6 protein-coding genes and 1 pseudogene are annotated in these 12911 nt (G+C 38.0%); 2 read left to right on the top strand and 5 right to left on the bottom strand.

The genetic code is table 11. The features are described from left to right. Window positions 1–103: 103 nt before the first annotated feature. Both EL165_RS09400 and ahcY read right to left on the bottom strand, forming a co-directional pair. Window positions 104–904, bottom strand: a complete 801-nt coding sequence (locus tag EL165_RS09400; protein WP_002977613.1) for a hypothetical protein — start codon at window positions 902–904, stop codon at window positions 104–106. Between the two features lie 101 nt (window positions 905–1005). Further along, window positions 1006–2319, bottom strand: coding sequence for an adenosylhomocysteinase (ahcY, locus tag EL165_RS09395; protein WP_002977614.1), 1314 nt, complete (start codon window positions 2317–2319; stop codon window positions 1006–1008). Window positions 2320–2531: 212 nt separating this feature from the next. Here ahcY and EL165_RS09390 point away from each other — a divergent pair, with 212 nt between their 5' ends. Then, window positions 2532–3146, top strand: a complete 615-nt coding sequence (locus EL165_RS09390; protein ID WP_002977615.1) for a 4'-phosphopantetheinyl transferase family protein — start codon at window positions 2532–2534, stop codon at window positions 3144–3146. Here EL165_RS09390 and EL165_RS09385 read toward each other — a convergent pair. The 3 genes from EL165_RS09385 to porU form a co-directional block, all read right to left on the bottom strand. Then, a complete protein-coding gene (locus EL165_RS09385; protein ID WP_002977616.1) occupies window positions 3127–5391 on the bottom strand; it encodes an FUSC family protein in 2265 nt (754 codons plus the stop codon). The genes EL165_RS09390 and EL165_RS09385 overlap by 20 nt on opposite strands. A 510-nt stretch (window positions 5392–5901) precedes the next feature. Continuing rightward, on the bottom strand, window positions 5902–7065 hold the full coding sequence (porV, locus tag EL165_RS09380) for a type IX secretion system outer membrane channel protein PorV (protein ID WP_002977617.1): 1164 nt from the start codon (window positions 7063–7065) through the stop codon (window positions 5902–5904). A 59-nt stretch (window positions 7066–7124) separates the two neighbouring features. Beyond that, complete coding sequence (gene porU, locus EL165_RS09375) at window positions 7125–11024, bottom strand: type IX secretion system sortase PorU (RefSeq protein WP_002977618.1); 3900 nt, start codon at window positions 11022–11024, stop codon at window positions 7125–7127. Between the two features lie 164 nt (window positions 11025–11188). Between porU and gldJ the strand changes: the two are divergent. Continuing rightward, window positions 11189–12791: pseudogene (gene gldJ / locus EL165_RS09370) on the top strand (gliding motility lipoprotein GldJ). Window positions 12792–12911 lie beyond the last annotated feature (120 nt).

Below are 12911 nucleotides of genomic sequence, written 5' to 3'. Positions count from 1 at the left end.
GTAAGAAAGAATAGGAGAGTTGGATATGGAACGTCTGGTTTGAAGAATATGAGTGAGTACGGAGTCAACTCAAAAAAAACTCTCCCAAATAGGAGAGTTTATCTTATTGAGTGATATATTCGTAAGTATACTGAACCGAAAGATTTCCGTCACTTCCTATTCCGATAGCCTGAACAGGCAGTCCTGAACTATTATACTGTAGGGTATATGTAGTAGTTTCACTTGGATACCAGTTTCCATCATTACCTTTATAGCTGTCTTTGTTTATGGTATAATTGTTTGCACTTAAGGTATTTGCTCCTCCCATCATAATTCTTAAATATTTGTTTGTATTTGTAAATGGGCTTAATTTACTGTCATAAGTAAATTCATATTTGGAAGTAAAGCTATATGTTCCCGGTGTTGTAGAAGTTTCAACTGAAACATTATTCCCATTATAAGTATACGTGGAAATTCCAGGATTTGAACAATTTTCAGATTGACAAAGAGTGGAAGAGGCAAGCTGGCCGTTTGAGTTATAACTATAAGTATACGTTCTGTTATAATTGGCATTAGTGTAAACAGCTTTATTGCTGACCAACTTATCCCCGGAATAGTAAAAATTAAGATAATATTCCAATGCTTGCTTATCATTGTAATAATTTATTTTAATTGGTTTGCCATTGTTGTATTCAAAGGTACTTGATCTTCCTTTTGAAAACATTCTCACAAGTTGTCCCTGATTATCATATTCCAATGTTTCTACTACAGTTTCAGGTTTGGATGGATCATCGTAATAAGTGGTTGTAAGTTTGCTTAACAGAAGTTTTTTATCAGTAGATTCACTCATCGTATCATCATTACTGCTGCAGCTGTTAAAGAATAAGACAGCGCCCATCATTCCCAGAAATAATAATTTTCTCATGGTATTTTTTTGTGGGCAAAAATAAGGAATACTGTATAATGTTATATAAAAAAATCCCACTATCTTAAAAATAGCGGGATCATATCATATTTAGATTTCTTTTAGTATCTGTAATACTCAGGCTTGAATGGCCCTTGTACTTCTACTCCGATGTATGCAGCCTGCTCAGGAGAAAGAGTTTCAAGCTCTACGCTTAATTTTTTAAGGTGTAAAGCAGCAACTTTTTCATCCAAGTGCTTAGGAAGGGTGTATACTTCGTTTTTATAAGCAGCAGAATTGTTCCATAATTCGATCTGAGCCAGAGTCTGGTTAGAGAAAGAGTTAGACATTACGAAACTTGGATGGCCTGTAGCACATCCTAAGTTTACCAATCTACCTTCTGCAAGGATGATCACTTCTTTACCTTCAACAGTATAGATATCAACCTGAGGCTTCACTTCAGACTTCGTATGACCATAGTTTTTGTTTAACCATGCCATATCGATTTCATTATCGAAGTGACCGATGTTACAAACGATTGCTTTATCTTTCATTTTAAGGAAATGCTCTCCTCTTACGATATTGAAGTTACCTGTTGTAGTAATGATGATATCAGCATTGTCTACCACAGTGTCTAATCTTTTTACTTCATAACCGTCCATAGCAGCCTGAAGGGCACATATTGGGTCAATTTCCGTAACTGTAACAATAGAACCAGCCCCTCTGAATGAAGCTGCAGTACCTTTACCAACGTCTCCGTATCCGCAAACAACCACTCTTTTTCCGGCTAACATTACATCTGTAGCTCTTCTTACTGCATCTACAGCAGATTCCTTACATCCGTATTTGTTGTCGAATTTAGATTTAGTTACAGAATCATTTACGTTAATGGCTGGCATTACCAAAGTTCCGTTCTTCATTCTTTCATACAGTCTGTGTACTCCTGTAGTGGTTTCTTCAGAAAGACCTTTGATATCTTTTGTTAATTCAGGATATTTATCAAAAACCATGTTTGTTAAATCTCCACCATCATCCAGGATCATATTTAATGGCTTTCTGTCTTCACCAAAGAATAAAGTCTGCTCAATACACCAGTCAAATTCTTCTTCATTTAAACCTTTCCATGCATACACCGGAATTCCTGCAGCGGCAATTGCAGCAGCAGCGTGGTCCTGTGTAGAGAAAATATTACAAGATGACCAGGTAACTTCAGCTCCTAAGGCTACCAGAGTCTCGATAAGCACAGCCGTTTGGATCGTCATGTGAAGACATCCTGCGATTCTTGCTCCTTTCAGCGGCTGAGACGGTCCGTATTCTTCACGGATAGACATCAGACCAGGCATTTCTGCTTCTGCAAGGGTAATTTCTTTTCTACCCCATTCTGCAAGGGAGATATCCTTAACTTTATAAGGAAGGTATTGTGTTGTAGTACTCATATGTAATGAATAATTTTAAATTCAATTGATAACGAAAGGCAAAATTACAATTAATAATTAAGATATAAAAACGACAGATCAAGTTCAGGCTTATGAGATTAAGCATGAAATTATGAACTATATAATAAAGCCTTTCTATGCTTAACCTTTGTACGTTCAAGTCATCTTCTTCAAATGGTTTCTTTTCACTATTTTTGTCCAATAAAAAAAGAATGCCACTTTACCGAGATTTTTCAGATGATAATGCAACGATCCTTGTTTGGAAGTATGATGAAAGTGAAGAACTTGATATCAATGAACTTCTGGAACCGGAAAATGCTGAAAAGGTAAAAGATTATCATCCTAAAAAATTACTGGAAGTCCTTATGGTGAGGAAGCTCTTAAAAGGACTGAAGCCCGGTTCCAAAATTTTATATAAAGAAAGAGAGCCTTTTCTTTCTCCTTATGATGCGGAAATTTCCATTACCCATTCTTTCCCGTTTGCTGCAATAGCGGTCTCTAAAAATAAAATAGGAATTGATATTGAAAAGTTTAATCCCAAAATCTTAAGGGTAATTGATAAATTCACGTATGAAAATGAACGGGGATTCATTCCTGAGGACAAAGCGGATACTTTTTTTACAATCATATGGAGCGTAAAGGAAAGTATGTACAAAATCCATCACTCAAAATACTGGTCCTTAAAGAAAAACTATGAAGTGAAGCCCTTCGAGCTGAAGCATCTTCATAAAATAAGCTGCCGTGTCTATGACGACCAGTTTTCAGATGAGTTCAAGGCAAGGGTAGAGTTTTTTGACGATTACTGCTTTACGATTGTGGAGGAGTAGGGTCTGTTTCGTTTCGGTATTTTTCGATTACTTTTCTCTGTTCTTTCGCTACATCATAGATCAGTTCCAGAATATCCTGAATGTTTTTAAGCTCTGTCAGATGGGAAACCTTGTCGGTATCTCTTCTGTCCACGATGTCATTTTCTTCAATTTCAGTTTTTCTTTTCAGCAGCATATCTTCAATAGAAGAATCTTCCGGCTCCAGGCGGCTTTCCATTTTTAATGTTTCATTGATGTCATTTCCGTTGAGAAGGGTAGAAGTCTGCCGCATTTCTGCTTCAATTTTTCTGCTCCAGCTTTCCGCATCTATTTCCGGATACTGCTCATTACTTTTTGCATATTGGGACAGTGAAGCAGTATAGGCCGTAATCAGATGGGAGGTCGCCACAAACTGATGAACAACTTCCAGTTTTTTCTGCTGATTTTTAGGATCAGAAATCATTCTCTGGAAATTATCCGAAAGATTAGCCAGAGAGATAATTGCATTTTTCCGTTTTACTTTATAATCTTCAAGATCAAAATTTCCCTGTAAGAATTTGGAAATAACACTCTGAAAATAGATAAGGTTGTCAGCAGCAGACTTTTTCATCAGATCTAGATTTTGGGTATGTTCCCAAACCGGCAGCACAATATAAGATACAGCAAAAGCAATAATTCCGGCAATGGCTGTATCAACAATTCTGTCTTTAAAGATAATATTGACTTTCCCCGGATTTAAAAAATTAAAGCTGAGGAAGACATAAATCGTCATAAATAATACCGCCCAGAAATATCGTCCTTTCAGGAAACTAAAGCACATAATCATGCTGATAAGCAGAATAGCAAACAAAATCCCGTTAATATGAACGAAATACAAAATAGCATAAGCAATAGTTGCCCCTGCAATAGTTCCGTACAGACGAAGGAGATTTCTTTGTTTAGTAATAGAATAGGCTGGTTTTAAAATGGCTGTAATCGTAATTAATATCCAGTAAGTATGCCCCAGTCCCAGAAAATCAAACATTGAAAAAAGATATCCTAACAGCAATGCCGTTGTAATTCTGATTGCATGTCGGAAATGGGATGATGATAAAGAAATATTATTTCGTAATACCTTAGCGTTAAGTTTCGGCTCATTAGGCATAAATTTCCTTAAGTCCAACCCTGTAGATAAACTTTTTGCCAGCTTTATATCCTGGGAAAATACCTTATAGATCTCGTTGATTTCTTTAGTGATCTCATAAATACGCATCAGGATCTGACGCAGAATCATGAAATTTTCGAGGTTGTCAGGAGAAAGCTGTTTGTTTCTGAGTTCGAAATAATTATAATTTAAATTCTTTAATTCCAGTTCCAGGTTGAACATCGCTTTGGCTCTTGTACCGCTTTGAAGTGCAATTCCGATATTGGTAATCTCTTCTGCTAAAAGATTAAGATAATCATGAATATTCACCAAAATCATGCTGTCTTCAAAACTCTGCTGCAGCTTTTGATAATCACTTTCAGAGGTCATCAGCTTTTCATGGAGGTCCATGGAATTCAGGAACATCAGCATCAATAAACGGCTGGTGGTCGTAGATTCATTGACGATAGTTCTGGTTTTGAAAACGGTTTCTCTGGTATCTTCCTGCAGGTTCTTTATCTCAATCTGCTTTGCGATAACCTGAGTAGTAAGTTTATTAAAGTCCGGATTCTTCTGATAATAATTGGCTTTAATCTTTAAAAAGTCAGCCAGCTGAAGATAATTTTCCCCAATCATCTGGCTTGCCAGCTTATAGGGACGGATGGTAGTTACGATAAGGAAAATGAGTAAAAACCACGTACATCCGGAGGCAAATATCAGGAGACTTTTGAAGATATTACTTCCTGTAAGATGTCCGTCAATAAAGATTGCGAGTACCACAAGAGATAATGAGCCTACTGCAGCCAGCCTCTGGCCATAAACCCCGATCAGGGAGAAGAACATCCCGAAAACAATGACTTCCAGAAGGACCAGTATTTTGATATTCATTACAAGACTTGCAATAAGTGCCACAAATACAAAACAGCAGATCGCAAAAGTAAGGGCATTTCTTCTTCGGATAAAAGGTCCTGGCTGATCTGTAAGCGCTACAAAGCTGGTACCTAGCGGGAAAAGGAAATATTCTTTTAAGATTCCGAAGTGGGCGAGGACTAAACAGGGCAGAACAGTAGCTAATGTAATTCTGATCGCAGAATATACATACTGACTGGTTACGAATTTTTTGAGTTCCGCCGAATAGTTCATACTACAAAAATAGCTATTGAATTTAAGAAAATGGCCATAAAAAAGAGACTTTTCTCAACTTAAATATTATATTTTTTTTAAGTGCTGTGTTATTATTTAAAATAGACCAATAAATGAAGCACGATTGATAATTCATAGATCAATGTTGGTCATTAAGGTCAATAGTGAATTTTTGCTTCGCAAAGTGAATGGTGAATGCTTGGAGTACGTAAAAAAAATTGACAAGCGCAGCGTATTGACGATTGACGATTCACGTATTAAAAAGTGAATTTTTGCTTCGCAAAGTGAATGGTGAAATTTTACAGTGTAAAAAATAAATTGACAAGCGAAGCGTATTGACGATTGACGATTCAAGTATCAAAAAGTGAATTTTGTTTTACAAAGTGAATGATGAATGTTTGCAGTACGCAAAAAATTGACAAGCGTAGCGTATTGACGATTCACCATTGCCTATAAAAAAGCCTCATAACTAATATAGTATGAGGCTTTTTTTATATGGCTGTTGCTTTTTTAACGGTCTACGTTAGATGTTTCGTCTCCGATGTTCCAGGTAAGCCCGAAACGAAGCGTGTTATCCAATGCACTGTTGATCTTGGACATATTGATCAGGTAAGAAAGGTCAAGCCCGAAAGAACGGTATTTTAACCCGACACCTGCTGTTGCAAACTGTCTTGCTCCCTGTTCTTCGCTTTCATGGAAGTAACCTCCTCTTACAGAAAATGCGTTGTCATAAGAATATTCTAAAGCACCACTGTACATGATACTGTTTTTATTTTTGAATGATTTTCCGATACCGGCCATTGGTCCTACGTTCGGGATCTGGTAAATAGGCTGTCTTGTATTTGGGTCTATTCCGGCATATTCAGATCCTGGAACCAAAAGTTTTGAACCTTCCACAGAAATTCCGATTCTGTTCATATCATCCAGGTACATATCATATCCAACCCCTAATCTTGCCATGGTAGGAAGATAAGATCTTGATTCTTCATTTCCTGTGTAATCCAGTTTAGGACCTAAGTTCTGAACTGCTAAACCTGCATTTATTTTACCATCATAGCCACCAATACTGGAGAACCTTGGAGAGTTATAGTATGCTGAAACGTCAACTGCGAAACTGTTTGCCGCTTTAAGGGTAGTATCTGTGTTGAATCCTCCGGCTAAGTCTGAACGGATGAATCTACCGGTAACAGCTCCTGAGAATGAATCAGAAAGTTTCAATGCGTAGGCAACGTCAATTGAGAATTCGTTTGGTTTTGATGTACCCATTGATGCGATTTCTGTACCTACCAGCTGAGTCAGGTCTACCTGTCCCATATTGAAATAATAGATACTCGCGGAAATTGTAGATCTTTCTTCCTGCCCAAGAAACTTATGGAACGAAGCATATAATAAGAATACATCATTGGTAAGTTTCCCCATATAAGGCGTATAGTTAAGACCTACGGAAGAACTTGACCTGCTGAAAGGGTATTTAGCCGCATTCCAGAATTGTGAAAATGCATCCGGAGAGGTTACCACCCCCTGATCTCCCATACCTCCTGATCTTGCATCAGGTGCGATTCTTAGGAAAGGAGCTCCGGTAAGAACTGGGTTTACTTTACCTAAATCTTGCGAATAGCCTAAAAAACCAGCACTCAAACCAAATCCTAAAAGCAGTTTAGTAGTTAAATTCATATGTTGTCTTTTATATATTATCAGTTTTTTATTAATATTATTGTCTATGTTTTATTTTATTATTTCAAAAGTACCATTTTTTCTACAGCTGTAGCACTTCCTTTGCATTTTTCTTGATTTTGACTTTTTGCAAATATCTTAAAAATATACGTACCTTTCGCTACTGTAGAACCAAAATCATCTCTTCCATCCCATTCTATTGCCTGACGAGGGGTTCTAAAGCCCTGCAGGAACGGTTCTGCAACCACCGGCTGTGATAAAGTTCTTACCAGTCTTCCGGTTATTGTATAAATCTGTACGTTCACATCCAGAATGTCATCACAATTGTGTTCAAACTGAATATAGGTCTTGTTTGTAAACGGATTTGGCCAGTTCAGCGGACGGTTGATGGTCAGGTGCTGGTCAGATTCATCTTTAACTTCAAAATTTAACGTAGCAGTTGTGGAATTATTGTTTATATCCCAAACTTTAAATGTTAATTGATGCTGACCGACTGCCAGATTTCTGAAAGGATAGGTTACATTCCCCTTCTGGTACTCGGCAAGACTTGGATTTAAACAGCCGTTTCCTTCTCCCGGGGCGTAAAAATCATTTAACACAACCGTATTGATAATCTGCCCGTCAAGATATACCGTAATATCGTGTCCCACTCCGGATCCTGTTGAGTTGATTCCCGTATCATCAGTAAGACACGCCAGAAGCATAGGATTCTGGTTGGTAATTCCTCCGTCTGCGAAGTTGGTATTATTCATGTACAGCTTTACTTTCGGAGGTTGGTTATCATTGATTCCGTTTGGATTGATATCCCCCACCTGTACCGCCTGGTTGTTGAAAACATCCGTTGACTTGTTATCTGCGTAGGCTAATATTCTTCCTTGCCCCACAGCATAATTAATGTCTTTAGGTACATAGAATTCCGCAGTAAATACACCGTTTACAGCAGTTCCGGCAGATTTTACAATCGCACTTCCTTCTTCGGTATATTCTAAAACCGGAGATAAAACACCACTGTTATTTAAGGTTTTTTTGTTTAACCTTTTATCAAAAATATTGATGCTTACCTTTCCGTTAAAAGTAGTATTCAATGTTCCGTTTGGATTATTGACGTGTCCTTTTATTTTTACGAAATCCAGACCTCTGATCAGTCCCGGAACAGGAGTTTCAATATTATCAATTACCAGAAGTCTTTGTGGTCTGCTTAATTTCATAGCAGGATCCCCCAGGAAGTTTACTTTTAAATGGTTACTGTTGGGTCCTTTTTGCTTTTTAGCAAGTAAGTGGGCATTTCCCAACGAATTAAAATCGTCATTGGTTAGTTTAAAAATATTCTGGGTAAACGTATTGGTAAAATCACGTCCGTAATCTACTCCGATAGCACGGCTGGAAGTAATCATGGTAGAGGCTCCGCCCTGCTTCATTTTAATAAACTGTTCTCCTACAGAGTTGGTTGCAGGCTCATCCCATAATGTAAATTCACAGGTGATGGTAGAGACAAACGGAAATCTGCTGTATACATTTGAGAAATTATTGGCATTTTGAACTTCAGAACTTGTAAGGACTCTTTCCTGTGCCCATCCGTTGATTCCCCCATGCCCGAAATAAAACAGATACAAACTGTTTCCGATAGCATTGGAGATCGCCTGATTGACCTGTGGATATCTTCGTCCGCCGGAAGTACTCTGAGCGGTAAAGGCATCCATATATAATTTTTTAACATTATATTCTTTAAGTTCAGGCTGACCCGGCTGTTCAAATATACTGGATAGTGAACTGTCCATCACATTATGGAAAGGGCTTCCTCCTTCATTGTTGTCATCAACAACAAAATCAAGTCGCATACGCCAGTCTCCGAAAGGGGTTGACTGTCCCTGAAGGGAATTGTAATAAGCCAGTGTTTTATTGATCATATCTCCGGCTTCACTTGCATTGGCTGCCGGAATTCTGCCAACCGGAAGATCCGGCAGGTTGTTTTCAATTAATAATGTATTTTGTGGCTTGGTCATTACGATATAATCATCCGTTACAAATGATGATACATAATCTGAAGACTGCTCACTCTGGTAGCTGGCCACAACATTTGTATTGTTCGGAACTCTGTTTTTATAATCGTATGAAGCATCCCCGAGAATGAATACATACTGAAGTCTGCCCAGAGGAGTATTGAGCTTGGTAACGAAATCTCTTATTGCAGTAAGGTCTCTGCTTCCGCTGCCATATTCCTCATAGATCTTATTGATGTCAACAATTTCTACCTTATAGTTATGATTGGTCTGATGGTAGCTGGCAAGTCTTTGCGCCTGGCCCATCATTTCCGGAACGGTAAGGATAAGGTAATCTACGTTTTGTATAGCAGACAGATTCTGATTGGAAATTCTTCCTACGAACTGCGGACTGAAAGCTGCATCAGCACGGAAAGCCACAAATTCATTGTTGAAATTCTGATCAGAAGCAGTGTAAGCAAAGTTGAAAGAACCTGCTCCGGCCTTATTCACCCTTCTGCTGGCATTGGTAATATCCGTTACATCCCATACCTGTTCTATGGCAGCCGCATTGCTGATGCTGAAACCATAGTTAGTATTACTTCCGCTTACAATAGAATAATCTCTGAAGTTCATCTGTGAACCATTGAAAGCAAGATTTTCCTTATACTGAACTTCTACATAATCAAAATAAAAGCTTCCGTTGGGATTCTTGGAAATATCAGGATTATACACCAATGTAAACTGGTTTCCGGTAAGATTCGTTAATGTTCCGGAGTAGGTGACAGGGTAGAAGGTATACTGATAGCTCGAAGTATCCGAAGGAATCGTCTGTATCGGCTGTGGATTTAAGTTGTTGATCTTAAAATCAATGGTATTCTGCTGGGAATTATACGCTACCACCTGAGTTCTGTATCGTATCACATCATTAGCCTGTATAGGTGAATTGGTAGTAAGCGTTACTGTTTTTTCATTGGTGAAAGGAGTATCTTCCACCCACGTTCTTCCTACCTTTAACAGGTTTTTCTGATCTTTGTTGATCACCTGGTAGCTGTCGTACCTTGTGATCAGCTGGGCAGGGAGATTTCCGTCAACAGTGGGAACTCTTTTTCCTGCACCTTTGTCAAAGTTGATATAGTAATATGAGAAATCCTCATATATATTTTTAACATTATTGCTTGGGTTGATACGGGTTTCATGTCTTTTAAAACCATTTCCGTTGGAAGTATCATAAAGGTTATATCCATCCGGGCCCTGTGCATAGAAAAGAGCATAATCATTGTCATTCCATACACCGTCATCTTCACCTACTACCTGAATGGCATTTTCCTGTAATGCCCCGTATCTCGGATCCTGATTGTACTCAGGAAGCATGACGCCTCCGTTTCCATAAATTCTGAAATTCTTTGGGTTTACAGAAGCAGGATTAATTCCGTTATCTTTCAAAAACTGTGATGTGATTTTGAATATCCCGGACTTGTCTACTTTTATTTTATAAAAATTGCCACTGGATAGCGGATTGGCTGTAGTTCCTATTTTATTAACGGTGCCGGAGGTATTAACAAATGCGGAAGCTTCTGAAACATTGAACGAAGATAATCTCTGAACACGGCCTTTTACATTTTTAAATAAAGCAATGCTGATACTGGCATAGCTGTCTCCTTCCGATGAATAGTAAGAAACGTCTGCTACATCATGGTCAGGAAGTCTGCCTTTATCCAGTTCAAATAAATCATGGTTGGAAACGTTCTCCCAGACAAGGTCTGAGATTTTTAGCTGCTTTTCTCCGATTTTTTGCTTGGTTACTATAAAAACATTATTTTGGCTGAAAGAAAAACCCTCATTTTTAAAATTGGGAAGAATTAATTTTGTGTCACCAAAATCCTGGATTTTGGAACCATTCCATTCAATGGTGTTTCTTTGGGCGTAAAGTGTTGATGCAAAAGCGATTAAAGATAAAAGCGTAATTTTTCGTTTCATGTTTACTATTGAAATTGCTAAATTACAAAATAAATGAAAATTTTAGAATTAAATTGTGATACAATAAAATTAATTTGTTAACGTTTTTCAAAAAAATCAAATGTTTACTTGATTTATTGAATAATTTATTTTTTCTTTGTACTTTGAAAATATTTATATCGACTATGAAAAAACTAAAGTTGTTTTCATTAATAGCATTAAGTTCTACACTTGCATTAACCAGCTGTGGCGGATCAGGAACCAGCAAAGGTGGCGGTACCAAAAAATTTGTCAGCAAAACAGGTTGGAAACCAAACGAAAAACAGGGTTGGTTTTTTTGCAGGAAAGCAACAGAAGCAGAAGGGTTGGCCTGGGATGGTATATGTAGAAGGTGGAACTTTTACAATGGGATTAGTGAAAGATGATGTTATGCACGATTGGAATAACACACCTCGCAGAATGCAGGTAAGTTCATTCTTCATCGGAGAAACAGAAATTACTAACTACGAATACCGCGAATACCTTACATGGTTGAAGTATGTATTCCCACCAAGTGACCCGAGTTTTAAGGAAATCTATAACGGTGCTTTACCGGATACCTTATTATGGGACAACAAATTAGCTAGAAACGATTATAATGAAACGTATCTGCGTTCTCCGGAATTCGATTACTACCCGGTAGTAGGAGTTTCCTGGACTCAGGCAAACAGATACTGCGAATGGCTGTCAGACAGGGCGAACGAAAAAGCTTTGATGCAGGCTGGTATTATTGCTAAAGATTTATATATCAATGAATCTAACAATCAGGGAGGAACAGCATTCAATATGGATAAATTCAAATCGAATGATCCTGAAATGCAGGGATACATCAATGAAAAAAGAATGCAGCAAAAAACCGGTATGAAAACCACAAACCAGAGATTGCTTGCTGCTAACAGAGCTCCTAATGCTGCCATGGTACAGAAGTTCAGACTTCCTACCGAAGTAGAATGGGAATATGCTGCCCTAGGTATGGCTAAAAACAGAGAATATAACCAATACCTTGGTAAGAAGCCTCAAATCGAAAGATTGAGAGGTACTAAAGGAAGAGACAGAGGAATGTTCCTTGAAAACTTCAAAATGGGTAAGGGTGATTATTCCGGTATCGCAGGATGGAAAAACGACGGATCAGCTCAGACTTCTGACGTAAGACAATATCCATCTAACGACTTAGGAATTTACGGTATGTACGGTAACGTGTCTGAATGGACAGCTGACGTTTACAGACCTATTATAGACGAAGATTACAACGACTTCAATTACTATAGAGGAAACATGCCTCAGACTATCGTAAGAAACGGAGACGGAACTTATAAAATGATCGACGAAGGTAGTATCAAATATGATACATTAGCTGACGGAAGATTAGTGTACAGAGGACTTCCGGGACAATTCGAAAGACAGACTATTGCTGACTACAGAAACTACAGAGACGGAGACAGACAGTCTTCTTTAGAATACTACAGAGCAGCTGATTCTACTGATTCATTTGACATGTACAACTCTCCTAAGAAAAGCTTTATTGTAGATGCAAACGGTAGAGTGAAGCTACAGAAAGATACTAAAGAAAGAACTTCAGGTATTTCTAACGATGTTAGAGTAGTAAAAGGAGGTTCCTGGCAGGACACCGCTTACTGGCTGGATCCGGGACAAAGAAGATATAAAAACCAAAACAAGGCTTATGGCTGGATAGGTTTCCGTGTTGCACAGGATGCCAGAACCAGCGATAAGAGTAGAACTAGAAGATAATATTTATCAAAAAATACTTAAAAAAAACCTTCCGGAAATCCGGAAGGTTTTTTTATTTTTGAACCATGAAATCGCTTTGCTCTAAAAGTCTGAAACACTTGTACAGATCTGGCGATTGTA

Source organism: Chryseobacterium gleum (assembly GCF_900636535.1).
Lineage (GTDB): Bacteria > Bacteroidota > Bacteroidia > Flavobacteriales > Weeksellaceae > Chryseobacterium > Chryseobacterium gleum.
Note: the sequence above shows the minus strand (reverse complement) of the source record. Positions and strands in the feature narration are given on the sequence as shown.